Annotated in this window: 28 protein-coding genes and 1 pseudogene; 24 read left to right on the top strand and 5 right to left on the bottom strand. The window is 40.8% G+C overall.

Translation table 11 applies throughout. The annotated features are described in order from the left end of the window. Positions 1–7 precede the first annotated feature (7 nt). Entirely contained in the window at positions 8–2,329 is a 2,322-nt protein-coding gene (locus tag CXF80_RS11770) for a YgiQ family radical SAM protein (RefSeq protein WP_101033042.1), read from the top strand. Between the two features lies 1 nt (position 2,330). Here CXF80_RS11770 and CXF80_RS11765 read toward each other — a convergent pair whose 3' ends face one another. Beyond that, on the bottom strand, positions 2,331–2,519 hold the full coding sequence (locus tag CXF80_RS11765) for a hypothetical protein (RefSeq protein ID WP_101033041.1): 189 nt from the start codon (positions 2,517–2,519) through the stop codon (positions 2,331–2,333). 72 nt (positions 2,520–2,591) lie between these two features. Between CXF80_RS11765 and CXF80_RS11760 the strand changes: the two genes are divergently transcribed. The 15 genes and pseudogenes from CXF80_RS11760 (at position 2,592) to CXF80_RS11695 (ending at position 15,400) form a co-directional block, all read left to right on the top strand. After that, positions 2,592–3,134, top strand: coding sequence for a hypothetical protein (locus tag CXF80_RS11760; RefSeq protein ID WP_232772216.1), 543 nt, complete (start codon positions 2,592–2,594; stop codon positions 3,132–3,134). A 984-nt stretch (positions 3,135–4,118) separates the two neighbouring features. Beyond that, the gene (locus tag CXF80_RS11755; protein ID WP_101033039.1) at positions 4,119–4,631 is read left to right on the top strand and encodes a hypothetical protein; all 513 of its coding nucleotides are present in this window, start codon (positions 4,119–4,121) and stop codon (positions 4,629–4,631) included. Positions 4,632–5,072: 441 nt separating this feature from the next. Continuing rightward, complete coding sequence (locus tag CXF80_RS11750) at positions 5,073–5,468, top strand: hypothetical protein (protein WP_101032832.1); 396 nt, start codon at positions 5,073–5,075, stop codon at positions 5,466–5,468. Positions 5,469–5,590: 122 nt separating this feature from the next. Beyond that, positions 5,591–6,742 (top strand): serine hydrolase domain-containing protein, encoded by a 1,152-nt coding sequence (locus tag CXF80_RS11745; RefSeq protein WP_101033038.1) that lies wholly within the window; start codon positions 5,591–5,593, stop codon positions 6,740–6,742. 428 nt (positions 6,743–7,170) lie between these two features. Further along, positions 7,171–7,572, top strand: a complete 402-nt coding sequence (locus tag CXF80_RS11740) for a hypothetical protein (RefSeq protein WP_101034759.1) — start codon at positions 7,171–7,173, stop codon at positions 7,570–7,572. 405 nt (positions 7,573–7,977) lie between these two features. Continuing rightward, positions 7,978–8,409: a hypothetical protein gene (locus CXF80_RS11735; protein WP_101033037.1), complete on the top strand. Its 432-nt coding sequence runs from the start codon at positions 7,978–7,980 to the stop codon at positions 8,407–8,409. Between the two features lie 405 nt (positions 8,410–8,814). Beyond that, entirely contained in the window at positions 8,815–9,255 is a 441-nt protein-coding gene (locus CXF80_RS11730; RefSeq protein ID WP_101033036.1) for a hypothetical protein, read from the top strand. A gap of 172 nt (positions 9,256–9,427) precedes the next feature. Then, positions 9,428–9,715, top strand: coding sequence for a phage integrase N-terminal SAM-like domain-containing protein (locus CXF80_RS20475; RefSeq protein WP_232772090.1), 288 nt, complete (start codon positions 9,428–9,430; stop codon positions 9,713–9,715). Between the two features lie 12 nt (positions 9,716–9,727). Continuing rightward, positions 9,728–10,264 (top strand): tyrosine-type recombinase/integrase, encoded by a 537-nt coding sequence (locus CXF80_RS20470; protein WP_232772089.1) that lies wholly within the window; start codon positions 9,728–9,730, stop codon positions 10,262–10,264. 4 nt (positions 10,265–10,268) lie between these two features. Further along, a pseudogene (locus CXF80_RS11720) lies at positions 10,269–11,367 on the top strand (IS91 family transposase). 345 nt (positions 11,368–11,712) lie between these two features. Beyond that, the gene (locus CXF80_RS11715) at positions 11,713–11,982 is read left to right on the top strand and encodes a hypothetical protein (protein ID WP_101033035.1); all 270 of its coding nucleotides are present in this window, start codon (positions 11,713–11,715) and stop codon (positions 11,980–11,982) included. Between the two features lie 403 nt (positions 11,983–12,385). Further along, positions 12,386–13,006: a hypothetical protein gene (locus CXF80_RS11710; RefSeq protein ID WP_101033034.1), complete on the top strand. Its 621-nt coding sequence runs from the start codon at positions 12,386–12,388 to the stop codon at positions 13,004–13,006. 119 nt (positions 13,007–13,125) lie between these two features. Beyond that, positions 13,126–13,803, top strand: a complete 678-nt coding sequence (locus CXF80_RS11705; protein ID WP_101033033.1) for a hypothetical protein — start codon at positions 13,126–13,128, stop codon at positions 13,801–13,803. A 411-nt stretch (positions 13,804–14,214) separates the two neighbouring features. Continuing rightward, positions 14,215–14,577: a hypothetical protein gene (locus CXF80_RS11700; protein ID WP_101033032.1), complete on the top strand. Its 363-nt coding sequence runs from the start codon at positions 14,215–14,217 to the stop codon at positions 14,575–14,577. Between the two features lie 400 nt (positions 14,578–14,977). Further along, on the top strand, positions 14,978–15,400 hold the full coding sequence (locus CXF80_RS11695) for a hypothetical protein (protein ID WP_101033031.1): 423 nt from the start codon (positions 14,978–14,980) through the stop codon (positions 15,398–15,400). Between the two features lie 571 nt (positions 15,401–15,971). Here the strand turns inward: CXF80_RS11695 and CXF80_RS11690 are convergent. The 3 genes from CXF80_RS11690 to CXF80_RS11680 form a co-directional block, all read right to left on the bottom strand. Beyond that, a complete protein-coding gene (locus tag CXF80_RS11690; protein WP_101033030.1) occupies positions 15,972–16,553 on the bottom strand; it encodes a lipid-binding SYLF domain-containing protein in 582 nt (193 codons plus the stop codon). Between the two features lie 165 nt (positions 16,554–16,718). After that, positions 16,719–17,657, bottom strand: a complete 939-nt coding sequence (locus CXF80_RS11685) for a hypothetical protein (protein ID WP_198554759.1) — start codon at positions 17,655–17,657, stop codon at positions 16,719–16,721. A gap of 64 nt (positions 17,658–17,721) precedes the next feature. Beyond that, positions 17,722–18,114 carry a nitrous oxide-stimulated promoter family protein gene (locus tag CXF80_RS11680; RefSeq protein WP_101033029.1) on the bottom strand — a complete coding sequence of 131 codons (393 nt, stop codon included), beginning with the start codon at positions 18,112–18,114 and terminating at the stop codon, positions 17,722–17,724. A gap of 354 nt (positions 18,115–18,468) precedes the next feature. Here CXF80_RS11680 and CXF80_RS11675 point away from each other — a divergent pair, with 354 nt between their 5' ends. From CXF80_RS11675 to CXF80_RS11645, 7 genes are all read left to right on the top strand, one after another. Continuing rightward, positions 18,469–19,350, top strand: coding sequence for a hypothetical protein (locus CXF80_RS11675; protein WP_101033028.1), 882 nt, complete (start codon positions 18,469–18,471; stop codon positions 19,348–19,350). A 107-nt stretch (positions 19,351–19,457) separates the two neighbouring features. Continuing rightward, entirely contained in the window at positions 19,458–19,790 is a 333-nt protein-coding gene (locus CXF80_RS11670; protein ID WP_124013233.1) for a hypothetical protein, read from the top strand. Continuing rightward, entirely contained in the window at positions 19,780–21,288 is a 1,509-nt protein-coding gene (locus tag CXF80_RS11665; protein ID WP_101034758.1) for a protein adenylyltransferase SelO, read from the top strand. The genes CXF80_RS11670 and CXF80_RS11665 overlap by 11 nt, the downstream gene beginning before the upstream one ends. Before the next feature lie 25 nt (positions 21,289–21,313). After that, on the top strand, positions 21,314–21,616 hold the full coding sequence (locus tag CXF80_RS11660) for a DUF3630 family protein (RefSeq protein ID WP_101033026.1): 303 nt from the start codon (positions 21,314–21,316) through the stop codon (positions 21,614–21,616). A 10-nt stretch (positions 21,617–21,626) separates the two neighbouring features. After that, the gene (locus CXF80_RS11655) at positions 21,627–22,628 is read left to right on the top strand and encodes a serine/threonine protein kinase (protein WP_101033025.1); all 1,002 of its coding nucleotides are present in this window, start codon (positions 21,627–21,629) and stop codon (positions 22,626–22,628) included. A gap of 131 nt (positions 22,629–22,759) precedes the next feature. Next, a complete protein-coding gene (locus CXF80_RS11650) occupies positions 22,760–23,377 on the top strand; it encodes a thiol:disulfide interchange protein DsbA/DsbL (RefSeq protein ID WP_101033024.1) in 618 nt (205 codons plus the stop codon). Positions 23,378–24,035: 658 nt separating this feature from the next. Continuing rightward, the gene (locus CXF80_RS11645) at positions 24,036–24,248 is read left to right on the top strand and encodes a DUF1107 domain-containing protein (protein ID WP_101033023.1); all 213 of its coding nucleotides are present in this window, start codon (positions 24,036–24,038) and stop codon (positions 24,246–24,248) included. Here CXF80_RS11645 and CXF80_RS11640 read toward each other — a convergent pair. Beyond that, positions 24,245–24,466, bottom strand: a complete 222-nt coding sequence (locus CXF80_RS11640) for a cell division protein ZapB (RefSeq protein WP_101033022.1) — start codon at positions 24,464–24,466, stop codon at positions 24,245–24,247. The genes CXF80_RS11645 and CXF80_RS11640 overlap by 4 nt on opposite strands. Before the next feature lie 331 nt (positions 24,467–24,797). Here CXF80_RS11640 and CXF80_RS11635 point away from each other — a divergent pair, with 331 nt between their 5' ends. Continuing rightward, complete coding sequence (locus CXF80_RS11635; RefSeq protein ID WP_101033021.1) at positions 24,798–25,889, top strand: branched-chain amino acid aminotransferase; 1,092 nt, start codon at positions 24,798–24,800, stop codon at positions 25,887–25,889. The last annotated feature ends 35 nt before the right edge of the window (positions 25,890–25,924 follow it).

Below are 25,924 nucleotides of genomic sequence, written 5' to 3'. Positions count from 1 at the left end.
CATATACATGCAAGTTGAGTCAACGTTATTTAATTATCCAAAGTTTTGGGCGCAATGCTACGGAACCGCACCTTTTTTACCTATGTCTCGTAAAGAGATGGATAAATTAGGCTGGGATAGTTGCGACATTATTATCGTGACAGGTGACGCGTATGTTGATCACCCTAGCTTTGGTATGGCAGTAATTGGGCGAATGTTAGAAGCACAAGGTTATCGGGTGGGGATTATTTCGCAGCCAGATTGGTCTAATAAAGATGATTTTATGCAACTGGGTCGGCCGAACTTATTTTTTGGGGTGACCGCTGGCAACATGGATTCGATGATTAACCGCTACACGGCTGATCGTAAATTACGTCATGACGATGCTTACACGGCTGGTGACATTGGCGGAAAACGCCCAGATCGTGCCGTGACCGTTTATACCCAACGTTGTAAAGAAGCTTTTAAAGAAGTACCGGTAGTCATTGGCGGTATTGAAGCCAGTTTACGTCGTATTGCCCACTATGATTATTGGTCAGACAAAGTGCGTCGCAGCGTGATTTTTGACGCCAAAGCAGACATTTTAATTTACGGTAATGCTGAGCGCCCACTGATGGAAGTCGCCCGCCGTATTGCGGCGGGTGAAGCCATTAGCGACATTGATGATGTTCGTGGTACTGCGGTAATGCGTAAAGCACCTATGCCGGGTTGGCGCGGTATGGATTCTCGTAAAATCGATCAGTTACACAAAATTGAACCGTTGCCGAATCCTTATGGTGCCGATGATGTTGGCTGCAGTAATTTATCGGGTCCTTCCGACAACAAAATTTTTGATAACGACGCGCCTAAAGCGATTAGTATTCAGCCGCCACGACCTAAGCCGTGGGAAAAAACCTATGTGTTGCTACCGGCATTTGATAAGGTCAGCGAAGACAAATATTTATACGCCCATGCTTCACGGATTTTACACCAAGAGCAAAATCCGGGTTGTGCTCGAGCGTTATTTCAGTCCCATGATGCCAACCGCGGGGTGTGGGTTAATCCACCTGCGTGGCCACTAAACACCGATGAAATGGATGCGGTATTTGATTTACCTTATCAGCGTATTGCGCACCCCATGTATGGTGATGAGAAAATCCCCGCCTACGATATGATCAAGACTTCAATCAATATCATGCGTGGTTGTTTTGGTGGTTGCTCATTTTGTTCGATTACCGAGCATGAAGGACGCATTATTCAAAGTCGCTCGCAAGAGTCGATCATTAAAGAAATTAAAGACATTCAAGAAAAAGTGCCGGGCTTTACCGGGGTCATTTCTGACCTGGGCGGCCCAACGGCAAACATGTACCGTTTAGGCTGTACCAGTGAGAAAGCGGAGAAAACCTGCCGACGTTTGTCGTGTGTGTATCCGTCTATTTGTGGTCATTTAGGCACCGACCATAAACACACCATCGATTTATATAAAGCGGCACGTGAAGTACCTGGCATTAAAAAAGTGTTAATTGCTTCGGGTGTTCGTTACGATTTGGCTATCGAAAACCCAGAATATATTAGAGAGTTAGCTAAGCATCATGTTGGTGGGTATTTAAAAATTGCCCCTGAACATACCGAAGACGGTCCTCTCAGTAAAATGATGAAGCCAGGTATGGGAACCTATGACAAGTTTAAAGAACTGTTTGATAAGTTTTCTAAAGAAGCGGGTAAAGAACAGTTTTTAATTCCGTATTTTATTTCGGCGCATCCTGGTACCACCGATGAAGACATGGTTAATTTGGCGTTATGGTTAAAAGGGCAGAAATTTAAGCTCGACCAAGTGCAAAACTTTTATCCCTCACCGATGGCCAATGCGACCACGATTTATCATACCGAACTTAACTCACTGAAAAACGTTAAGCATGATAGTGAAAAAGTGACAGTGCCGAAAAAAGGCCGTCAGCGTAAATTGCATAAATTCTTATTACGTTACCACGACCCATTGGGTTGGCCGATGATCCGTGAAGCGCTAGTTGCCATGGGTAAAGAGTCGTTAATTGGTAATGGACCAAATCATTTGGTGCCGCCAGAAACGCGTAATGAACAAACGAAAGTTAAGTGGGGCCAAAAGCCATCGGCTAAAGCGAAAGAGCAAGGGGGTCAAAAGGCCATGACGCGTTTTTCTGCTGATCAGTTTGAAGACCGTAAAGGTACCACTAAAGCAGACAAAGGCAGTGCTAAGCCAGTAGGGCAGAAACCAAAGTCTCCAGCCAAAGCTTCGGGCCAAGCGGCAAAAGGGCAAGCACCCAAAAACCAAGGCGCTAAGCGTCCAGCTAAAGCGACCACTTGGGCGACTAAATCTAAATACGCCAAGTAAGCTAACACGTTAACTTACCGTCATAAAAACCCGCATTAACGTTTGCGGGTTTTGTTTTTTTAGCAGCAACAGATTCAATAACAAGGTAATCTGGTTCGATACTTTGGTCTTTTAATTTAGTCTGCTCAGTCGCCGTTTTGTTATACGACTGCACTTTATTGATTAAATGACCCAATGGTTTGATAAACAAGGAACGATCATTATGCCAACGTTAATTAGGCTTAGCGGATATTTCAGTGGTGTATTGCTGTGTGGTAGCGCTATGTTGGTTAATCCTGCTTATGCCGCTAACTCGGTACAGCAACAGCAATTTTTTGAAGCGATCAGCGATCTTTGCGGTAAAGCTTTTGCGGGTAAAATCACTGCTGGTGGCGGTGAAGGGGATGGCTTTAGTGGCAAATTATTAGTTATGCATGTAAGAGAATGCACCGATCATCAGTTACGTATTCCATTTCATGTTGGCGATGATCATTCTCGCACCTGGGTGATAACTCAAACCGATACCGGATTACGCTTAAAGCATGATCATCGCCATCAAGATGGCAGCGAAGATAAAGTGACTATGTATGGTGGTGATACACGCGATACTGGCACTGCAAATATGCAGACTTTTCCTGTAGATGATGAGTCCATTGCTAATTTTAAGCAAAATGGCTTAACGCAATCGGTCACTAACGAATGGCAGATGATGATTGAAGCCCATACTTTTACTTATCGGTTAACCCGAGAAAATCGCGACTTTAAAGTAGAGTTTGATCTCACTAAGCCTGTCGCATTACCGCCGAAACCTTGGGGATATAAATAGGTCTTTGATAGGTATTATCTCATTGTAATTTTAGATATAGTCTGCGGTCATTTGTATTCTGAGTGTATGGCCTGCGGCCACTAACGTGGCGCTTCGCCCACACCAAACTTTTCAAACTTCGTTTGAATTGAGATCGCAAGGTTCCACCCTGTACGGGCCAAAAGGGGATCAACAGCAACCCCCTCTTTACTGTTTATAAAAGAATTGGCCCTGCCGTTCCGGCAACATTTTCGCTATTTAACCAAACAACAGCAGCGAAAAAATTGCGACGGAAAATTAATCTAGCTTTTAACTCTATTTGGAATCGGCCTCGGCCCATTTTGCAATAAAGAGTGAAAATGCTAACGCTTCCAATGGGAGTCTGATGTGCATGGATTCACGAATGTCGTGATGGCATGGTCAATGATGTTCCCGACATCAAATGACATTCCCCATGTCCATATGGGTTAGATGGCAAAGAACGACCCTTCCCCTCGAAAGCTAGCCCTCCATCCATTGCTAGCTCACGCATTCTTTTATAAAGAGTCTTCAACGGCCTCAAGTTCAGTGTTGAACCAGCCCATTTAAAGTCAGTATAACTAACTTACTTTTGTCTCAAAGTTTGTTAGGAAAATCCAATTTTAGCTCTGCTCAAACGTATTTATTTCTAATTTATGAAAGCACCATTTTGATGTAAATCTATCTACGATGAACATCATAAAATCTTTGCCACAGCACACTGTGTTTTTATACAGTTATAATTCATTTGTGTTAAAACAACAGTGCTGTTTCTCGTTATGTAATTGCGAAAATTCTCGGTTTTACCTAAAGGATAATTATATCTAATTGAATTAGCTGATTTTTGTTAATATATCTGCTCTACATAACGAGTTTGTATTATTCTCGATTATCTAAATTCTCGCTTTTGCCTAGACTAAAAGGTGATTGATTTGGGTTATTTAAGCTGATAAGTTACTAAAATTATTAATAATTAAAGTAGTATGGATGTTGAGTTTTGGTGAGCTTCTCAGGATGTTTATCGGAATTCTCGCTAATACGCTGTTATGTTTCTGGAGAGTAACTTTGAGATTGTGGCTAATTCTGCTTATTTTGATATCGATTATTGGTTGTTCGACTAAATTTTCAGATGCATCTTCGCATAGGTATTTTGCCGATTTAATCGGAAAAAATTTAACCCTTCTGCGGGCACAAAAACTATGTGAAAGGCGAGACAATGATAATTATCGCGCTTTAAACAATGTTGGGATTATAGAGCCGAATGAATATTGTGACTTAAAGGTAATTGCAAATCTTCCTATAGGAACAAAGCTGACTATTCGTGAAGTCAAAGAAAAGTGGGTTCCGATGGCTGGAAGCTCATGGTACGCCATTGGAGAAATTAGCTTTAATAATAAAGTTCATGAGTTCGAGTATCTTTACGGCATATTCCAAATCAGAAGGGCGCCGTGGGAAAGTTCAGAAGTACCGCTAAAACGTCCTTTGCCTGACAAAACATAACAAGGCGCTCAAGAGGGAAAATTTACAGTTGGCTGTTTTCACTCCGTTCAACATTTTAGCCAACAATAAATTTCCCCTTAGCGGGGCGTTGAACGAAGCCGCTGCGCGGAGCCAAATCAAGCTTCAATTGACTGTATTACTCGTATTGAATCAGCTAGACTTAAAAAAGATGTGATGGAACACCACAATGACAAGGGAATTTCAATGAAACACGTACAAATCAAGCCACATAATCAGTTCAAAACTGCTCTGTAGCCCATAGCCAGCATCAAAAAAAGCAAATTCCTTTAGCATAAAACGGACCAATTAACCTGAACTAGGCCTCGGCCAAGTCCAACAAGCGATTTATGCGTCGCAAACGGCGCAACGCATGAATACTAAAACGTTATGCCGCAAAGCAAATTCACGTAGTACCCCCAACAACAAGCATACGAGGAAATTATGGAATTCATAACAAGAAATTTTAAGTGGCTCATGCTGGTATCGGGCGCACTAACAGCAACAATGTTTTACGGTCTTATTGCACCTCAAGCTGCACTAGAATCAATGTTCGGCGCTTCATTTAACGGCACCCTAGAATCCATAATTATACGGAGCTGGTCAGCCTTAGTTGGTCTTATAGGCATAATTTTAATATACGGAGCACTTGTAGAAAAGCACAGAGCCTTTGCTGCCGCAATTTGTGCGCTGAGTAAAGCAATATTTGTTTCACTAGTCATAACCTATGGCCAAGCCTATTTGGCCAAAGCAACTCCAGCAATCATCATGGATATAGTGTTTGTAGCGTTTACTATAATTTACTTGGCAGCAGTAAGGACTCAGCGTTCTGCGGCATAACAAGCGGTTCAAGTCGTTCGCTTTGCTCTCTGGGACTGCGTGCCGCAGCCCCTTAACCTAAACGTTATGCAGAAAATTAAGATTTGGCAATAGTCGTCAACTTTACTAAAACGAGATAAATAATGATAAAAAAATTAGCTTTGCTTTTACCTTTTTCCTTATTCCTTATTCCATCAGTATTCGCTCAGGTTACTCTAGTAGATAAGCTTAAAATTGAACAACAAATTAAAGAGTTTATGGCTAAAGAAGATGTTCCAGCATTGGCAGTTGGCATTATTCAACAAGGAAAAGTGGTATTTACTTCAGGGGTAGGTATAAGAGACAGAGAAACCAAGCAAGCAATAAACTCTAAGACGTTATTTCAAATTGGTTCTCAGTCGAAAGTATTAACTAGTATTATAACGTTAGAGCTAATAGATGAGGGGAAACTGAAGCTTACTGATCGTGTCATTGATCTTTTACCCGATGTTTTCCCAAAAGATTCTCTGGAAGAATTTAAATCATTAACGATTGAACATCTAATGACACATCGTTCTGGTTTACCTAATTATCCTAAAAACGTCACTAGAATCGATGGTGATGCATTTTTAGGTGGTTATGATGAAAAAATGCTATTGAGTGCGCTAAAAACCATTAAATTAAGCTTTACCGTTAATGAAAAATGGGAATATTCAAATTTAAATTATGCTGTACTTGGATATGTGTTGAGCAAGGTGACAAATACAAGTTATGCTGAATTAGTTAAACATTATATTAATGATAAATATAGCCTTTCAAATACTTTGGTAAATTTATCTGAAAGCCAAAAGCACACTCAAATGGCTTTACCTTACAGAAAAGACGATCGTCAAGTTGTGACTCAACCGTGGGATATGGGGTTATTAGCGCCACATGGGGGTGTTTACTCAAGTATTGATGATCTAGCTCGCCTTATGGTGTTACAACTGAAGGCATACTCGTTATTCAGTAAAAACGGAGTGACTTCACCGCTCGTTTCAACTCAAATAAAATATGACACTGAATTTACTCAGGCTGGAGAAATATACCTAGGACTCAGTTATGGCCTTGGAATGTTTGAAGCAAGCAATGAGTTCCCTCTGTTTTCTGAAACAGTATTGTTTCATGGTGGCGATTTAGATGGTTATGGCTGTGAGTATTTATTTTCTCCAGAATATAATGTCGGAGTAGTTATGCTAACTTCAAGTGGTGGAGGTAAGTTTGTCAATTTTGGCAGGAAAATGATGAGTGAACTATTAGAAATAAGCGTAAAGTAGAATTGCGTTTCTTTCTGCATAACAAGCTGTTAAAAAAGGACAAAAAACAGTTGGTTTTTGCTCCTTCGTCGCTTATTTTAACCAACTATTTTATTGCCTGTTAACAGGGCGTTGAACTAAGCCGCTGCGCGGAGCCAACAAAAGTTCCAATTGAGTATATAATCCTCATTGAAACAGTTAAGCTTAAAGATGTAAGATAAAAAAATACGATGAAAAGGAATTTCAATGAAAAACTTACCTACTACTCGATGTCAATTGATCCCAAACTGCTCTGTAACCCATAGTCAGCATCAAAAAAAGCAAATTCCTATTGCATAAAGCGTACCAATTAACCTGAACTAGGCCTCGGCCAAGTCCAACAAGCGATTTGTGCCATGCAAACGGCGCAATGCATAAATACTAAAACGTTATGTTTTCAAGGATGCCCAATGAAATATTTGTACAAATTAGCTATTATCTGCATTATGTTATCTGTAACTGGTTGTGCCAGTGTTATAGGTGTAACTGGAGCTAGTGAAGGGAGAATAGTGGATGATAAATGGATGGAATACGATGTCACACATCCAGGACTAACTATTACCATTATTGAGCCTTATTCTACTGAGTTAATGCGTATATCGACAATTGGTAAAAGTTCACCATCGCCATTAAAGCATACAGTTATTTTCGGCAAGAAATCAAAGCCACATAAGTTTGAAATCATTGGAAAATACCAAAAGGATTTGTATCTTGATGATTTGTTTTATGGCTCAATCTGGATCGGTAATATTGTAATAAAAGATGGCGCTCTCATTATCGACAATAAGCTAGTATCGCCAAAGAAAACATAACAAGCAATTAAACAGGGACAAAAAACAGTTGGCTTTTTCTCCTTCGTCACTCATTTTAGCCAACTATTTTATTGCCCGTTAATTGGGCGTTGAACTAAGCCGCTGCGCGGAGCCAACAGATGCTTCAATTGAGTTTATTAACCCTCATTGAATCAGCCAAGCTTAAAGATGTATGATAGAAAAATACGATGAAAAGGAATTTCAATGAAAAACATACCTACTACTCGATGTCAATTGATCCCAAACTGCTCTGTAGCCCATAGCCAGCATCAAAAAAAGCAAATTCCTATAGCATGAAGCATGCCAATTAATTTGGACTAGGCATCGGCCAAGTCCAACAAGCGATTTATGCGTCGCAAACAGCGCAACGCATAAATACTAAAACGTTAGGTAGCAAGGATAGTCATGAGCAATATCGAAGCTTTTAACATAGCTGTAGCTGAAATTTTTGGTCAGTGTTACCAAGCATTTCCTTTAAAAGTTAGAATTTCAAATATGGATATTGGCATTGCCATTAAAGAAGCTTTTGGCGAAGATCCAGATGGAGTTTTTACTTTAAGTGAAGTTGAATACCAGATTGCTGAAGAAACCATGTATTGGTTAATTGAAGCAGGTTATATCTGGTGCAAAAACTCAGAAAGGCCTATTTCATTTGAAGGTGTTACGCTTTCACCTAAAGGCCTTGAGATATTAAACGCGGTACCGAGCGAATTAAAAAGCAAGAAATCTTTAGGCGAGCAACTTAGCAATGGTATTAAGGTACTTGGCAAAGATAGTGCATCGTCAATGATCAAAATAGGTCTCACATACGGCGCTAAATTAGCAATTGGTACCTAACAAGAATTTCAAGTGGGTCTGCTAACAGTTTGCTCGGTTTCGCTTCGCTACACATTTTAGCAAACAATTATCAGCCCCTTAAATGGGCGTTGAACGAAGCCGCTGCGCGGAGCCAAATCAAGCTTCAATTGACTGTATTACTCGTATTGAATCAGCTAGACTTAAAAAAGATGTGATGGAACACCACAATGACAAGGGAATTTCAATGAAACACGTACAAAACAAGCCACATAATCAGTTCAGAACTGCTCTACAGCCCAGAGCCAGCATCAAAAAAAGCAAATTCCTATAGCATAAAGCGTACCAATTAACCTGGACTCGGCATCGGCCAAGCCCAACAAGCGATTTATGCCATGCAAACAGCGCAACGCATAAATACTAAAACGTTATAAGCCAAAGGGTAGTATGGAGTTTTTAATCAAGCCGAATGATGGAATTGGCGCAATTAAACTTGGGATGTCTAGAGAACAAGTTAAAAAATTGCTTGCTGATCATTTCTCATCAACAGACAACACAATTGATTTCTATTTTGATAATTCCCTTCAAATTGAATTTGAAAATGGCCTTGTAGATTTTATCGGTATATCTCAAAATGATGCTTATAAAGTGTCATATGAAAATACTGATGTTTTTGATGTTGATGGAGCGATATTATTTAATTCAATAGCTTCAAATGAAACAGAAAATCATACTTTAAATGAATCCGAATATATTTTTCCAGATCAAGTTGTTACGTTGTGGGATTTAGATACTCAATATGACTATTTGGGTAATCATAAAAGGAATATATGGGCTCAAGTTGGTATAGGAACAAAATCGTACCTTCAGATGGTAAATGGCTTATAACAAGCCATTCAAAAGGACTAAAAACAGCGGGCTGTTCGCTTCGCTCCATTTTAGCCCACTATTTTTAGCCTCTTAATGGGGCGTTGAACTAAGCCGCTGCGCGGAGCCCAAAAGCCAGCTATTTACACCACACTTACCTCAGTGGATTTCCCCACTATCAAGGAGGTAAGTCATGTTAGTTCACACTCAACTATTCCACGATGAAATTACACTTAGGCGCTACTCTGAACGCACTCGAAAATCGTATCTTTATGCCATTAATCAACTGGTGAAGCATTACAATCAACCCATTGATACCGTGAGTGATATACAGCTCAGTGCCTATTTTCGTTATTTGAACCTTGATAAAGGTTTGTCTCGAGCAACCATCCAACTTCAACTGAACGGTATTCATTTTTACTTTGAACATGTCCTTAAACGTCATTTCACTATTGATATGTGTTTACCTCGGGCCACCTAAAAACTGCCGCAAGTGCTCAGTAAGCAAGATATCAGTCAGTTATTACAGCACTGCCCAAACCAGAAATATCACACCATGATAGCGCTTTGCTATGGCTGTGGATTACGGGTCAGTGAGTTGGTGAATATCAAAGTCGCTGACATTGATGGTCAGCGGCAGTTACTCAAAGTGTGTCAGGGTAAAGGAGCCAAAGACCGTCTCGTTATCATCTCACCATCATTGCTGAACTTACTGCGGCATTACTGGCTAAAGTATCGGCCGCAAACGTGGTTATTTGGTGTGTATTATCACGGAAACACTTACCCATTAGACGTCTCAACCGTGGGCAAAATGCTGAAGAAAGCCGCACTAACAGCAGGGATAACCAAACCTTGCAGTCCACACAGTCTTCGCCATGCTTACGCGACACATCAATTAGTCGCGGGTATGCTTCTTAATCAGCTGCAACACCAGCTCGGCCATAAAAGCATTAAAACCACAGAGCGGTATCTTCATTGGTCGCCAGACCTTGGACATAAAGGAGGCGATTTACTCGCTGATTTGGGGTGATGATATGGCGCACTATCACTTGAGTGACATTCTGCAAACGCTATCAACAACAGCATAAGTTAAGTCAGCAACAGCGCTTAGTGTGCCAACGTATTTTGGCTTGCCGCACTGCGGCACTAGGCCAACAGCAGTGGCAGTGTAATCAATGCCACTATCAGCAGAGCGTGTTTTGTTCGTGTCGAGATAGACATTGTCCACGCTGCCAAGGTAAACAAACCCAAGCATGGATAGATAAGCAGCAACAGCAAGTACTGCACTGTCGCTACTTTCATTTGGTGTTTACCTTACCCCATGAACTTAATGAACTCACTCATAGCGAGGCGCAGGCAAAGCATCTCTACAGCGCACTTTTCGAGGCGGTATGGCAAACCTTAAGTCGATTTGGAATGACCCGCAAACACTTGCAAGGTCAACTTGGGTGCACTGCGGTATTGCATACCTGGGGACAAACCTTAACTCAGCACATCCATTTACACTGTTTAATCCCGGGAGGCGCAGTCACAGAGCAAGGGCAGTGGCGAGGTGTGAAAAGTGATTATCTTTTTCCTGTTAAGGCGGTATCAAAAGTGTTTAAAGCCAAGATGTTGGCGGCACTGCGCCAGCGTGAAGTGACAATTCCTGATGCTGATAACCTCATCAAAAAGGAGTGGTGCGTATACAGTAAAGCTTGTCTTTATAAAGCTGAAACGGTAGTGGCCTATCTCGGGCGTTATACCCGAAAAGGCATGTTGCATGAGTCACGGCTAAAGCGCGTCACCGCCAGTTCAATCGATATGCGTTACACCGATTATCGGGATAATCAACGTAAAATCATGCAATTGGTTCCCGAAGAGTTCATCCGGCGTTACCTATTACATGTACTGCCAAAAGGCGTGATGCGGATAAGGCATTTTGGTTTTTTAGCCAACAGTTGTCGACGTAAAAAGCTCATGCAAATTAGAGAACAGCTTGGTAGTAACCCCCTTAAAGACATCAACGCAACAACTGAAACGCTAGGGCACTGGTGCTGTCCACAGTGTGCTAATGGGCGGTTAATGTTTGTGGGGCTCGTACCACTGCTAACCATGGTAGCGCGTGAGGCGCAGCGAAGGTTGTCAGGTTAATCACCATCAAAGCGGGTGAGATAATCGGGAAAAAACTGACTTAGTTAATGTTGAATTGGCTGAGGCGACAACACACATCCGCAAGCCGAAAAATCAGGCGGAAAGGCAATGATCAAGCAATGGGGAAACATGGCATATTATAAAACCTGCCTTAAAAGGTGTAATCAGAACAACCGATTAGCCGAAGTGCTGTACAAAAAACAACTACCGTAAAAAAGCAAATTCCTATAGCATAAAGCATACCGATTAATATGGATGTGGCATCGGCCAAGTCCAACAAGCGATTTATGCCCTGCAAACAGCGCAACGCATAAATACTAAAACGTTATATGCTCAAGGAAGGTTATGCGAATCGTTGACTGTTATTCTGAAACATCAGACATTGGCCCTGATATAGTTATAGTGGAAACTGAAAATTCAGGATTTACACTATTAATGTCACGTTCGGGCGATCCGTATGATCACATGAAAGTATATTTTGATGACGAAGAAATACTTGAAGGTTCTCGTTCAAAGGAAATTCTTAACACTCTTTCCAGTGTAAAAAACGATTTAACTGGAGAGGCATTAAATATATATAACGGAATTCTGGCAGCGATCGAAAAGAGCATATAACAAGTCATTAAAGCAGGAAAATTTACAGTTGGCTGTTTTCACTGCGTTCAACATTTTAGCCAACTATAAATTTCCTCTTAATGAGGCGTTGAACTAAGCCGCTGCGCGGAGCCAACAGAGGATTCAATTGAGTGTATAACCCTCATTGAATCAGCCAAACCTAAAGATGTATGATAGGAAAATACGATGAAAAGGAATTTCAATGAAAAACTTACCCACTACTCGATATCAATTGACTCAAAACTGCTCTGTAGCCCAGAGCCAGCATAAAAAAGCAAATTCCTATAGCATGAAGCATGCCAATTAATTTGGACTAGGCATCGGCCAAGTCCAAAAGCGATTTATGCGTCGCAAACAGCGCAACGCATAAATACTAAAACGTTAGAAGCATCACGGAGTTTAGATGAGATTTTTGATTATATTGGTTGGGCTAATACCACTCTTATTAAGTGCAAAAGAATTTGAGGGTAGCATTTCATACAGTATTGAATATGAAATTACTGATGCCCGACTTAAAGGTCGAGATCTTCAAAAGGAGCTAGGTTCAGGGTATGTAAAATTTTACACGCCCACAGAAACCTTAGCTAAATACGATATTGGGATAATAGAGCAATATAATCCAACTGAGAAAAAAACAAGAATTAGAGAGATGAATGGAAAAAACTTAATAGGGAATGTGACGACAGATAGCGTGCGAATAATTCAAATGTACGATATACCATCTCAAGAAGTTGTTTTAGGGTGTCAATTAGATGCACTAAGAGTTGAATATAGTGACTCTACATATACTGAGTTCTACTATTGTAAACAAATGAAAATAGCTCCTTCTTTTTATAAAGATTACGTGTTGAGTGGCTACAATCAAATTTTTGAACGGATAAAGAGTGTACCTTTAATTATATACAGGAAGTCCTACGTTTATAACACTCTAACTATTGCATACGAAAAAAGCGAAAGTAAAGTAGATCAATCCTTATTTAACTACCCAGCAGACATAAAGTGGGAAGTTAGTCCTGATTTCTAATGCTTCTAACAAGCTGTTAAAGCAGGACAAATTACAGTTGGCTGTTTTTCGTTCCTCAAACATTTTAGCCAACTACAATTTGCCCCTTAACAGGGCGTTAAGTAGCAAGGATTAGCTAGGTGAAAAATTCAGATATCTATAAGTACATTTCCTGTGATGATGATGAATCAAGGAAAGCATTTATTAAAGACTTCGAGGAAGAACTTAAAGAGTTGTCTAAAATATTTTCTGACGCATTTAACTTATTAGAAAATTCACCGTGCAATCAAGATCCTTCGACTAGAGCTTCAACAGTTTCTGGTTATATCTTTTTAGCAATTGAATCAGCTGTAACTGCAACACAACTTCTCGTTCTAGGGCATATTGCTCCAGCTGGAAATTCCATGAGAATATCGTATGAGTCACTTTGCTATTCAGCACTATTAAAAAAAGAAATTAAGTTGGTCGTTGCAAACGGTAAACATAAGTTTGATTTTTATGACGATTACGTAAAAAAGAAGAGTCACACAAGAGCGGACAAAGTAATTGATGTAGTGGTAAAAAATAAAGATGGTCTAGGTTTAAATCAAGGTGGCGTTGATTTTTTAGTTGGCGCTAAGAAATTTTATAATGGTTATAGCCACGCTTCTTTTATGTTGTTGCACTCTAAAATCAAACCATCGACTAGGCAATTATATATTGCTGGTGGTTACGAAAATGAACGTTTAGAAATTTTTAAGGAACAACTTAAGTTCATAAAAAGGTACAGTAAAAATTTAAATGGTTGGATTCAAGCAGTAGCGTACAATGCTACTTAACAAGAGACTTTAAGTCGGAACAAAAACAGTTGGCTTTGTTTCGTGCCTCTATAAGTGTAGCCAACTATTTTTGTCCGCTTAAGCGAGCGTTGAACTAAGCCGCTGCGCGGAGCCAAATCAAGCTTCAATTGTCGGTATTACTCATATTGAATCAGCTAGACTTAAAAAAGATGTGATGGAACACAACAATGACAAGGGAATTTCAATGAAATACATACAAATCACGCAATTTAAGCAGTTCAAAACTGCTCTACAGCCCAGAGCCAGCATCAAAAAAAGCAAATTCCTTTAGCATAAAACGGACCAATTAACCTGAACTAGGCCTCGGCCAAGTCCAACAAGCGATTTATGCGTCGAAAACGGCCAACGCATAAATACTAAAACGTTAGGTGTTTACATGGAGAGTGTTCAATGAAATCTAAGTTTTTAATATTATCCGTTCTAGCTTTATTCCTAGGCTGTAAATCGACTCCACAACAAGCTTCACCCGATGAAGGTTTACTAATAGGAGAAGATTCATCGAATGTAAAAGTAATGATTAGAAAAATTGATGAAGGTGAAATCTTATGGTCAGGTGGTTATAAGCTAGGTACGACCGCTTCAATTCAAACGGGGCAGCATTCAGTTTCAATAATGTGTGAATTTACCTTTTCTTGGGGTACAAAGTTATTACCTGGTACCCTTGATATCGACGTGAAAGCTGGAAATACGTATCAGGTTTCAGGTAAATCATCGAGCGATGGTGAAAAATGTTTGGTGTCAGCAAACACCTAACAAGCTGTTCAAACGGAAAATTTACAGTTGGATCGCGCTTCGCGCATTATAGCCAAACTGTAATTTTCCGCTTAACAGGGCATTGAACTAAGCCGCTGCGCGGAGCCAACGGAGGCTTCAATTGAGTGTATAACCTTCATTGAACCAGCCAAGCTTAAATATGTATGATATGAAAATACGATGAAAAGGAATTTCAATGAAAAACTTATCTACTACTCGATATCAATTGACTCTAAACTGCTCTGTAGCCCATAGCCAGCATCAAAAAAAGCAAATTCCTATAGCATAAAGCGTACCAATTAACCTGGACTCGGCATCGGCCAAGCCCAACAAGCGATTTATGCGTCGCAAACAGCGCAACGCATAAATACTAAAACGTTAACTGTAAAAGGAGCTCTTCATGCAGTATAAAAACACTCAGCTTGGAATCGCGATGCTTTCAGTTATGGGAATTGTAACATTAGTGCTTATCTCTGCTTCGGTAACTCAACCTACCGAACCTATCGGATTTGCTTATTTAATTGTAGGTGTGGTTTCAATTCTTTTTTCAGCATTAACAATCAAAGTTGAAGATGGAAAGGTAAAATGGTTTTTTGGTCCAAAATTTTGGAATAAATCAATAAAAATATCTGAAATTGAGTCGGCACAAGAGATAAGAACAAAATGGTACTATGGGCTTGGAATTCGGTTAATCTCAACTGGATGGTTATATAACGTTTCTGGTCTAACGGCTGTTGAATTAAAACTTAAAGATGGCACAACGGTTTGTCTGGGTACAAACGATCCAAAAAATTTAATAAAGGCTATTAAGCAAAGTAGTTGACTCGTGCTCGTTCCTTGCAAGTTTTAGCCAACTATTTTCCGCCTTTTACAGTGCTCGTTACTAACTCTTCTCTGTCCAAAAGTAAGTCAGCTAATTAGATTTGAGCTTTTCCTCTTTAGCTTTTACCTATAGACAACTATGCGGCTAAATCGAAGAGAGTTAAATTACCGGTGTAGATGAGTCAGCGAGTATCCAAAACAGGGATGTTTTGGTTAAGCCCACAGGGATGCTGATTGTAAAATCAAGAGCTGGCGTCTCGCTTAATCATCTGCACTAAGGTCACTCTTTCACATCCCTGTGATCGCGACATTTACTACGTCCTGTAGCTCACATGCTGCAGGCAATAAGTTCAAATGAAGCTACGTTATAAATCAAGCTAAACCAATACCAAGTAAGCTGAGTTAATTAATACCTCAAACTCACTTTTGTCCAACGAGTTAACTAGGCTACTCTATATATGCTAATGCCATTATTTGGATTCAGTGACAATAAACCACTCTTTCCAAATAATTCAGGCTGCCAATGGCAGCCTGAATGTTATGTACTTAACGAGTGTTAAGACTAGCAGCGGTTACTTACCATCAAAGGTAAATGACTGACCTGCTAGGGCGGCTTCAAACATTAAGCCTCCTTTTGCGGCGGTAAATATTGCCATGCCATTGATATAAGCGGCTGTTGCCGTGTGGTTACTGCCTGCTTGCCCAGCTCCGGCTGAATTGCCTGTGGTTCCTACCTGAGCATTGGCACCAACGTTAATCGCCACGGCAGATGCTTGGGCACTAAATTCAAAGCTACCGCTGGTGAAATCATTATAAGCTTTAGCATCTTTAAAAAAGATAATTTCGCTATAGGCTTGTCCGCCTAATTGAAAACCAATGGATAGCTGGGTTAACGTGGAATCCCCCATATAAGCATCGCTTTGGTATACACGACCATTTCCATATGCGGCACCAATCCCGATACCGCCTTTGGCTACGGTGGGGAAGATGGCATAACCATAAGCAGTATCAAATAAATGGCGGCTTTCATTGGCTTTTTTAAAATTAGTAATAGCATCGTTATAAGCATCTTCGTTTGCAAAACTAGGAGCTGAAAACGCGAAGCTTAATAACACGAGTAAACTGGAAACAACTAAGCTAATTGAACGTTTCATAAATAACCTCAGTGACTAAATTGTCATGGTAAAACTCACCATAGAATAGCATAACCCTAAAATGACGGGTGTTAATAAACATTTATGTCGGCGGGCGCCAGCAGAGTGTTGATCATTATGTTCAACGTGATGTGTTCAGGAGAATCAGCTGTTTTTTCTGTAGCACTAGTCTTTTTTGTCGCCCTGATCTGCTGCTGATTGATCTGCTGAAAAATCGGTAGCGTCGCTCTCATCCTCATCTAGCATTAAATCATGTAAATAGGTTATTTCTTCCTGGTCCAGAAGCTGCTCTGTGGTTGGTGTCGCTGCTTTTTTGGTGGCGTTGAGTGTGCCGCGCAAATAGGCTGCTCGCGTGACTTGCTGGATACCATATAAAGCAAACACATATACAGTCAGTAATAGGCTTAAACGTGTTACCGCTTGGATTAACAAAGAGACTGAATCACCCAAGTAAAATGGTAAATACACCAATACAATGCGCAACACCCAATTAATCAGAATACCAATGGTTAATACACTTAACCAGCGAAAACGTATCACTTGCAAATTGGGTTGCCTATTGGCCAAATACTGGGGGCGATAGTGAGACAATAAGCGGTAAATCAGCCAAAAATAGATAATAGTTTGTAGCATTAATAATATGGGTAAGGTCAAAGCCAATAGACTAATGCTGTTTAACTCAGCCAGAGAACCAATGGTGTTATTTGAGGTTTGTGGGTCAATACTGATATGAAATAATATGGCTGAACTGGTCACTAATGCAACGATAATCGCACAAGCAAAATGCTTGATTAATAGCGGTTGATAGTCTTCTTCCGTTAAGCTGCTTTTACAATATAAGTACAGCATGGGCATGAGTAAAAAATAGACAGGAATAAAGAGAGTAAGCGCTAAATGGATTGGGATCGGTGTTGTTTCTTGGGTTAGCAACCCGGTTAAAAAATAACAACCTATGAGTAAAAACATCCCGGCTAGCAGGCTATTGCTGCGAGTCGTGCTTTGGTAAATATAATGAACATACAGGCCTACTCCAAGGCAATGAATGCCTCCGAGTAAGGAAAGCCACCAGTATGTTTGAATGAAGAAATCGTTAAATTGGTTCATTTTCACTCTCTTTGACGATAGTGAATACTAACCTACTTTCTGCAAACCGAGTAGTTTCCGGTGGTTAACTTTGCTCAGATTTTCGTAAATGCCTGTTTGAGACTCTTTCTGGTGGTAAACCGGGTGCCGGTTTACGCTCAGCAAGTAAATGCTTAATTGCCAAAATAGGATGAGGTAATAGCATTTTGGGCCCAGAAAACATCATGATTTCACGCGCTCTTTGCTTCATGTGAGGTTTGTAACAATGGACAGGGCATTTATTGCAAGTGGGTTTATCTTGGCCGTATGGGCAACGATCTAGGCGAGTATTGGCATAGCTTAAAAACTCACTACACTGCTGGCAAACACCTTGGGACGGCTTGAGCGGGTGGTGCGCTTTACAGTATATTTCGACCATAGCTTGTATTGTTCGGAATTCGTAGAGTAATTTACCACTTAATAATTCTTTATCACTCATAATATTATCTCTTATTAAATACCTTAGTAAAACAGTCGGATATTAATAGTGTAAGCTTGGCAATTGAACCTAGCAAACTTAGCTTATTTAATTTTGAGCTTATGCGCAAAATGTCCTTTTTTGAGGTTTGGATCGCAAAAATGATTGAAACTGATGCTAAATGATAGGTTGTCTATGACTTGTTATAGATTAAAATACATAAATACTTGATTTTATAGTGTACATTGAAACAATAATGAATGGTGCTTAAAAAAACAGCGCGGTATCATTAAAACCGTACATTGCCTCACAATGAATATTGTGAGTGAGATAAAATCATGTGCTACGGCATATAATCAGCAAGGTGGAAGCCTAATGAAGGTAATTTTAATTGTCATATTGATTGCAATTGCTCTGTATCTATACAGACGCACTCAAGCGGTGGCAAAACAAGAACTTGATAAAACCGATCGTAATGTTACACCGCATTCATCATCCAGTGAGGTAGCTCAATCTGAAACGTTAGCAGCGACAGACGAGACTACGATAACCGAGCCTGAGCATGCAGCCAGTGATAAATCGGTTGACGATGATGCATTATCAGACCGAGCTGTAGATAACGATAAACTTAATTCAGCCGTGTCTGTTGATGAGCCTGTCGAGGCTGCTCTTACTGAACCCAACATATCAGCAGCAGACACCCAGCAAACTGATGTTGTTTGCGAGCCAAAAGCAGCATCAAAGGATACTGTCGCTGTGGCTGAAGTGAGCAAGAGTCATGTTGAGGCCAAAGTGCCTGATACCCCCGCGGTTGAAGTGTCAAACCATCAAGGGTCGCTATTGGATCTAGTCAGTGTTGAAGGCGATTGGGCAAGCGAGAGCTTTGTACAACAGGTTGATGCTGCCAACATTGCCACCGATCTTCAACATCAGCATAGTGAGTTAGTCAGTGTGATTAACCATTGCTATAAGATGCGCAAGCAAGCTGATTATTGTCAATATGGTGCGGCCTTACAGTCGACCTATTTAGCATTATATCGCTTATTACATCAGCAAAACATCACCCAACAAAATACTGATGAAATCAAATCTCCGGCGTTTATGCAATTATCGACCTTGTTGAACGACGTGGGTCAGTTTGATGAGGCAGTTAAGGTCTGTCAACAAGCGCTTGAATACCAGTTAACCGATGGCACTGTCACTGGGTTTGAAGGGCGAATAAAACGTATCGAAAAGGCTAAAACTAAAGTGAGCTAACAGGCTATTCAATACTGTTGGATGGATATCAGGTATGATATTCAAAAGGAAAGCGGACCTTGGTTCGCTTTTTTGTTGCTTCAGATCCAATGATTTCAAGGTTAAAAATGACATTAATGACTCGTACATTGACTAAAATATTGCTAATTACTGCCACCGTGGTCTTACTTGCCGGTTGTTTTCGTACTCCACAATGGACCTTATTTTATGTTGCAGACCAAGCACCTGTTCCTACGAAAATAGTACAGCAAGACCATATTGCCGGTTATTACGATTCATTGGAGCAATGCCAGGCCAAAGGTACAGGAATGTTACGTTTACAAGCGTCTTCAGTGCCCGCAGAGCAAGCTTTTGTGTGTGCAGAGCTGTGTCAGGTAGATGAACAGCAGCAATTGCAGTGTAAAAGCCAAGTTGCAGGAGTTGTGGATGATGCAATTTAAGCAAGATTTTTTTGAACAATTAGAAGGCTTTTATTCACAAGTTTATCCTTTGCCAATCAGTAATCCTCATTGGCTTGGTTGGAGTGATGATGCTGCTCAACTGATTGGTTTAGAAAAACCTAATGCTGAATTGTTAATGCAGTTATCGGCTAACTATGCCGCGCCTGGTGCGAGCTATTATGCTCAAGTCTACAGTGGTCATCAATTTGGTGGCTATACCCCCAGATTGGGCGATGGTCGCTCAATTATATTAGGCGAAGCCATTGGCCCAAATGGCGCTTGGGATGTCGCCTTAAAAGGCGGCGGCCCTACGCCGTATTCTCGCCAAGGTGATGGTCGGGCGGTAATGCGCTCTGCGGTGCGCGAGTTTTTAGTATCCGAAGCACTGGCTGCGCTAAATGTACCTACCAGCCGTGCGTTAGCGGTTATTGGCTCCGATTTACCCGTTTGGCGTGAAAGCCAAGAAACGGCCGCCATAACGGTGCGCTTAGCTAAAAGCCACATTCGGTTTGGCCATTTTGAATATTTTTGTCATGGCGAACAAGGTGATACTGGCAAGCTTTCTCAATTGGTTAATTTTACGATTAAGCAGCATTTTGCGCATTTATCAACAGATGCCGCAGGTTACAAACAATGGTTTTATGAGATAGTGCAATCTACCGCTAAAATGATTGCACACTGGCAGTCTGTCGGGTTTGCTCACGGCGTGATGAATACCGACAATATGTCGATACTCGGTGATACCTTTGATTTTGGACCCTTTGCTTTCTTAGACACCTTTAAAGAAGGCTTTATTTGTAATCATTCTGATCACGAAGGCCGTTATGCCTTTGGCCAGCAACCCGCAGTAGGGTTGTGGAACCTCAAACGTTTGGCCCAAGCATTAACGCCCATTATTGAGTCTGACGATTTAATCGCAGCGCTAAACACTTATCAATCTGAACTGGTTAAGCAGTATTTACGCCTTATGCGTGGCAAGTTGGGAATGCATCAAGCCGCGAGTTTATATGCACTTAATTCACATGATCTTAGCGCAAAACCTCTCAGTCAAGAGGCTCAAGCTGAGCTCGATAAACATGATTTGCAGTTGTTGGGGCAATTTACCGTCTTACTGGAAACTAACCAGCTTGATTACACCAATAGCTTACGTCGTTTTGGTCAGCTGGACCCGAGTCACTCACATTCTACTTTACGGGACGATATGGTCGATGTTGCTGGCTTTGATACCTGGTATAAAGCTTACCAAGACCGAGTGGGTGAGGTGGCAGATATTCACGGGTGGCAATGCGAGCGCAACAGTGTCAATCCGAAATACATCTTGCGTAATTACCTAGCCCAAGAAGCTATTATCGATATAGAAGAGAACGGTGGTAACAGCAAATTATTACAACTCCAGCAACTTTTACGCCGTCCTTATGACGAACAGCCCGAGATGGAAGACTTTGCCAAACGTCCACCTGACTGGGGACAAGGCTTAATTATGTCTTGTAGCAGTTAATTAATGTATTTTACCTGAGTCGATTATGAAATTACTTTCAGCCCAATTAGATCCGCAAGCATTAAGTATTGTTATTCAAGCTGAAGTGGATTTTGAGCAATTTGAACGATTTGCCGAACCACTAGCAGCTGTACTTGATTGCGACATTCGAGATCGCCAATGGGGAGCGGATCGTCATCAATGGTTGCTCAATTTTGAAGGCAGTCCTTTATGGTTACATTATGAGTTTTATGGTGATATTTGTTGGATTTCTACCGATAACGCGAAAGAATTAGACGTATTAGCGTTTTTGTTAACGCTACTTGCTCCACATATTCAAACGACTTAAGAAGGCATACATGGACAACTGTACCGGCGCAGAATTTCATTTTCAGGCACTGAAACCCGATCTCATTCTTGATGCGATTGAAAGCATAGGCATCTACCCTGAGACGGGGTTATTAGCGTTAAACAGTTATGAAAATAGGGTGTATCAGTTCCGCTGTGATCAAGGCCTTCGTTATGTGGTGAAGTTTTATCGCCCACATCGTTGGAGCAATGAACAAATTCAAGAAGAACATGATTATGCATTAGAATTAGCCGCTGAAGACATCCCCATCGCCGTTCCAGTCGTCATTGAGGGCAAAACCTTATTTGAGTATCAAGGTTATCGTTTTGGACTCTTCCCCTCTATTGGTGGGCGCGCGTTTGAAGTCGACAATCTTGAGCAACTTGAATCGGTTGGCCGCTTTATTGGCCGTATTCATCAATATGGCGCAAGGCAGCCCTTTGTGTATCGTGAACCGCTCACGCCAGCCATTTTGGGCGATGAGTCTTATCGCTATTTACGTGAAAGTGGGATTGTTTCCAGCTCGATGCAAACGGCTTTTTTTACGGTAGTTGAGCAGGTATTAGATAAAGCCAAGCAGATTTGGCAGCAACACCAGTTTACCTCGATACGCCTGCACGGCGACTTACATCCGAGTAATATTTTATGGACACCAACTGGACCTGGGTTTGTCGACTTAGACGATGCCAGGCAAGGCCCAGCAGTACAAGACTTGTGGATGATGTTAACCGGAGATCGCCAGCAACAGTTATTGCAAATTGATCTTCTATTAGAGGGATATCAAGAATTTTGTGATTTTGATGCTAAGCAATTGGCACTGATTGAGCCGTTAAGGGCATTCAGGATGGTGCACTATAACGCGTGGTTAACCAAGCGTTGGCAGGACCCTGCCTTTCCAATGAATTTTCCATGGTTTGCCGATATTAAATACTGGGAACAACAAACGCTGGCATTTAAAGAGCAGTTATCGGCACTGAACGAGCCACCATTGAGTTTACCCAGTTTTAATTAACAATATTTCATAATCACTACCTAATAGTATTTAGTTACAAATACAATTAGCTAACGATTGAGTTAAAGACTAACGCTAGACTATGATAGAGCCAGCGTATTGATATTTTTGCCTACTTAGAAGGAAGTAAAATGAAAAAAGCATTATTGATGGCCGCAGCACTCCTGCTCGCGCCGATGGTTGCGATAGCTGCCGATTATAAAGAAGGTGTGCATTACACTGTGATTAATGAAGGCCCTGAAACAGCCAAACCAGAAATTACAGAGTTTTTCTCATTCTTTTGCCCCCATTGTTTTAACTTTGCTAAAACCGTAGTGCCTAAAATTGAAGCGAATTTACCCGAAGGTGTCAGCTTTAATCAAGCTCACGTTGAGTTTATTGGTCGCCAAATGGGCGTAGAAATGTCACGTGCTTTTGCGGTTGCGCAGCAGCTTAATGTTGATGAGAAAATTGACACGGCATTATTTAGTGCTATCCACGATAAGCGTCAGCAGTTTACCCGCCCAGACGATATCAGAGCAGTATTTATTGCCAATGGCGTAGAGGCTAAAGCTTACGATGCTGCGGCGAATTCATTTATGGTTAACGCACAGATGTCGAAAATGAAGCGCGATACTGAAAACGCTAAAATTTCGGGTGTTCCTTCATTAGTTGTTAATGGTAAATACCGAGTAGAAACCAGCTCAATTAAATCTTATGACGAGTTAATTGATATCGCATTCTACTTAGCGACAATGAACAAAAAGTAATCTAAGCTAAATGGGTTATTTAAATAAGGAGCTTCGGCTCCTTTTTTTATTTAACCTCAGCTCAAGATAATAACCGGTTCTCAAACTGCCCGTAGAGCCATTAGCCAAGTGAATTGACGTGTTAATCATCTGTTTATTGAAAGTAATGCAATGCCTTTAGCATAAAGAGGAACTGTTTGAGATACGTTTGGTGGAGGGGTAATTAAGATGTCGTTATCGGTGACTAGCAAGGCTTATGAGTATGGCGTTTTCAGCCATGTGGTTCGGTAAGATCGCCGATTGTGTTGCTAAATGGTATGAGTTTGAGACTACAACAGGCAAAAAAAACCGCATGTCTATAAAAGACAATACGGAAATGAGTCAAATAACTCTTTTTTACCCTGAGTAACATCGAAGATAATAACATGATGTCAAAATATTGACAAGCGTCATTAAAATGCCGTAGTTGCTTATGTGATTTGTTAGAACAATAAAATGGCAAGTTAATGAAACTCTTTCGACATCAAGTTGTCCAATTTGATGACATTCAAGTTGTGTTTAACAAGAAAGTGAATCGTGTTTTTATATGCGCTTTGGATAGTTCCATTTCTGACTTATACATGGCTTATCGTTGTTATTTCATCGCACCTTGCGCATGTATCTTCTTGGAGGAAGTCGTATGAGAATGTTCCCTGTTTATGCACCGAAACTAATCGTTAAGCATGCTAGGATCTTTTTAAGTGGAGTGATTTGGGTAAAAGACTTAGGGCTACTTGAATTTGATAAGGGTCGCTTTCTACACACAAAAAAAAACCTGCCAAAAGTTAAGCAGGCTATCCGTGAACTAAATGCCTTGATTGAAATCCAATCACAGCAGCATCAATCCATTTAGATCTCGTTATTCAATAAACCAACAAGGCCGTTGACCTTATCACTCCAAGAGTTTAGGTCTTGCTGCAATTGTTGGTTTTTTTGTGTCAATTCTTGTTGCTGTAACGTCAACGCTTGGTTCTTTTGCTTCTCTTCATCAAGCTCCATTTTTAGTAGCTCAATATTTTCGAGAGTCGCCTGGATTTTGGTTTCCAGTTGGGTCAATAATTCAAGGCTCATGGGGGGAGTCCTATACGTTTCGGGATGGAATCCCGATTCTAGCAGTGTCAAGGCCTATAGGAATAGCCTTTAAAACTAAGTGGCTAAAATATATTCAATAAATCGTACTATATTGTACTTTATCTTTGTTCGAGGTATTTTAGCTGTCAACCATGACAATAAAAGACTTTGTTATGATAATTTCTAGGCACGATGTCTGTCACTATATGAATAAAAATATTGATGCTTGTTACGCTCAATTGACGTATTTTGATTGAGGATCTAGGGCTTCGACTTGACTTTAATCTCTAGCCTCCATAGTCTGCAAGCTCAGTTTTTAAGGTGGTATGTAATGGACATAAAATATAATTTAAAATCTGCGTCAGAGCGCCGCACAGAACCATTTAAGCCAGAAGGCGATGTGGGTTTTGGTAGGCTTCGTACTGACCACATGTTTTTAATGGATTATCGTGATGGTCAATGGTGTGATCCGCGTATAGTCCCTTACGGCCCGTTTGAAATGGCACCAGGTGCAATGTCACTGCACTATGGTCAATCAATTTTTGAAGGCGCAAAAGCCTTTATGCACGAAGACGGCGAGATTTACACTTTTCGTTTAAACAAAAATGCTGAGCGGATGAACCGTTCTGCCGATATCGTGTGTATTCCGAATATCGATGAAAATATGCAAGTGAAGGCAATCAATGCCCTTATTGATGTTGATCGTTTGTGGTTTCCGCAGCAAGATGGCGCGTGTTTATACATTCGCCCATTTATCTTTGCAACCGAAGATCGTTTATCCGTTAGTCCAAGTCAGCAATACACATTCTGTGTCATGTTAAGCCCATCTGGGGCTTATTATGCCTCAGGGGTAAATAATGGTATTCGCTTGTTAATTAGTACTAAGTACCACCGTGCAGTATCTGGTGGTACTGGTGCTTCAAAAGCTGCTGGTAACTATGCTGCCTCACTGCGTGCAGGTAAAGCGGCTGTAGAATATGGTGCATCGCAGGTATTGTATTTGGATTCAACCAATACTCAAATTGAAGAAGCTGGCGCGATGAATCACTTCCACATTTTAAAAGATGGCACTGTGATTATTCCGTCATTCACTGATACCATTTTAAAATCCATTACCTCTCAGTCCATTATGGAACTTGGGGATATGCTGGGTTGTGAAGTAAGACAAGAAACGGTGATGTTAGATAAGTTTATTGCTGATATTGAGTCTGGCGAAATTATTGAAGCCGGCGGTTTTGGTACTGCCGCGGTGGTGTCCCCTGTGAGTTCATATATTTTTGAAGATGGACGCATTATCACTGTCGGTGATGGCAACGTTGGACCCAACATCCGACGTATCTATAAAGTCTTCACTGAGCTACAAAAAGGCCACATGCCAGCGCCAGCGGGTTGGGTAAAACGTATTGAGCGTGTTGCACCCTAGTTCATTCTATCGGTAGCACTTTAATAAAAGCTCCT

The sequence above is a fragment of the Shewanella sp. Actino-trap-3 genome (genome assembly GCF_002836275.1).
Taxonomy (GTDB): Bacteria; Pseudomonadota; Gammaproteobacteria; order Enterobacterales; family Shewanellaceae; genus Shewanella; species Shewanella psychromarinicola.
Note: the sequence above shows the minus strand (reverse complement) of the source record. Positions and strands in the feature narration are given on the sequence as shown.

What these genes read in the sequence shown, in the direction of transcription:
- CXF80_RS11770 (WP_101033042.1), top strand. Translation starts at nt 8, where the DNA reads ATGCAAGTTGAGTCAACGTTATTTAATTATCCAAAGTTTTGGGCGCAA.
- CXF80_RS11760 (WP_232772216.1), top strand. Translation starts at nt 2,592, where the DNA reads ATGTTGGTTAATCCTGCTTATGCCGCTAACTCGGTACAGCAACAGCAA.
- CXF80_RS11755 (WP_101033039.1), top strand. Translation starts at nt 4,119, where the DNA reads ATGTTGAGTTTTGGTGAGCTTCTCAGGATGTTTATCGGAATTCTCGCT.
- CXF80_RS11750 (WP_101032832.1), top strand. Translation starts at nt 5,073, where the DNA reads ATGGAATTCATAACAAGAAATTTTAAGTGGCTCATGCTGGTATCGGGC.
- CXF80_RS11745 (WP_101033038.1), top strand. Translation starts at nt 5,591, where the DNA reads ATGATAAAAAAATTAGCTTTGCTTTTACCTTTTTCCTTATTCCTTATT.
- CXF80_RS11740 (WP_101034759.1), top strand. Translation starts at nt 7,171, where the DNA reads ATGAAATATTTGTACAAATTAGCTATTATCTGCATTATGTTATCTGTA.
- CXF80_RS11735 (WP_101033037.1), top strand. Translation starts at nt 7,978, where the DNA reads ATGAGCAATATCGAAGCTTTTAACATAGCTGTAGCTGAAATTTTTGGT.
- CXF80_RS11730 (WP_101033036.1), top strand. Translation starts at nt 8,815, where the DNA reads ATGGAGTTTTTAATCAAGCCGAATGATGGAATTGGCGCAATTAAACTT.
- CXF80_RS20475 (WP_232772090.1), top strand. Translation starts at nt 9,428, where the DNA reads ATGTTAGTTCACACTCAACTATTCCACGATGAAATTACACTTAGGCGC.
- CXF80_RS11715 (WP_101033035.1), top strand. Translation starts at nt 11,713, where the DNA reads ATGCGAATCGTTGACTGTTATTCTGAAACATCAGACATTGGCCCTGAT.
- CXF80_RS11710 (WP_101033034.1), top strand. Translation starts at nt 12,386, where the DNA reads ATGAGATTTTTGATTATATTGGTTGGGCTAATACCACTCTTATTAAGT.
- CXF80_RS11700 (WP_101033032.1), top strand. Translation starts at nt 14,215, where the DNA reads ATGAAATCTAAGTTTTTAATATTATCCGTTCTAGCTTTATTCCTAGGC.
- CXF80_RS11695 (WP_101033031.1), top strand. Translation starts at nt 14,978, where the DNA reads ATGCAGTATAAAAACACTCAGCTTGGAATCGCGATGCTTTCAGTTATG.
- CXF80_RS11690 (WP_101033030.1), bottom strand. Translation starts at nt 16,553, where the DNA reads ATGAAACGTTCAATTAGCTTAGTTGTTTCCAGTTTACTCGTGTTATTA.
- CXF80_RS11685 (WP_198554759.1), bottom strand. Translation starts at nt 17,657, where the DNA reads ATGAACCAATTTAACGATTTCTTCATTCAAACATACTGGTGGCTTTCC.
- CXF80_RS11680 (WP_101033029.1), bottom strand. Translation starts at nt 18,114, where the DNA reads ATGAGTGATAAAGAATTATTAAGTGGTAAATTACTCTACGAATTCCGA.
- CXF80_RS11675 (WP_101033028.1), top strand. Translation starts at nt 18,469, where the DNA reads ATGAAGGTAATTTTAATTGTCATATTGATTGCAATTGCTCTGTATCTA.
- CXF80_RS11670 (WP_124013233.1), top strand. Translation starts at nt 19,458, where the DNA reads ATGACATTAATGACTCGTACATTGACTAAAATATTGCTAATTACTGCC.
- CXF80_RS11665 (WP_101034758.1), top strand. Translation starts at nt 19,780, where the DNA reads ATGCAATTTAAGCAAGATTTTTTTGAACAATTAGAAGGCTTTTATTCA.
- CXF80_RS11660 (WP_101033026.1), top strand. Translation starts at nt 21,314, where the DNA reads ATGAAATTACTTTCAGCCCAATTAGATCCGCAAGCATTAAGTATTGTT.
- CXF80_RS11655 (WP_101033025.1), top strand. Translation starts at nt 21,627, where the DNA reads ATGGACAACTGTACCGGCGCAGAATTTCATTTTCAGGCACTGAAACCC.
- CXF80_RS11650 (WP_101033024.1), top strand. Translation starts at nt 22,760, where the DNA reads ATGAAAAAAGCATTATTGATGGCCGCAGCACTCCTGCTCGCGCCGATG.
- CXF80_RS11645 (WP_101033023.1), top strand. Translation starts at nt 24,036, where the DNA reads ATGAGAATGTTCCCTGTTTATGCACCGAAACTAATCGTTAAGCATGCT.
- CXF80_RS11640 (WP_101033022.1), bottom strand. Translation starts at nt 24,466, where the DNA reads ATGAGCCTTGAATTATTGACCCAACTGGAAACCAAAATCCAGGCGACT.
- CXF80_RS11635 (WP_101033021.1), top strand. Translation starts at nt 24,798, where the DNA reads ATGGACATAAAATATAATTTAAAATCTGCGTCAGAGCGCCGCACAGAA.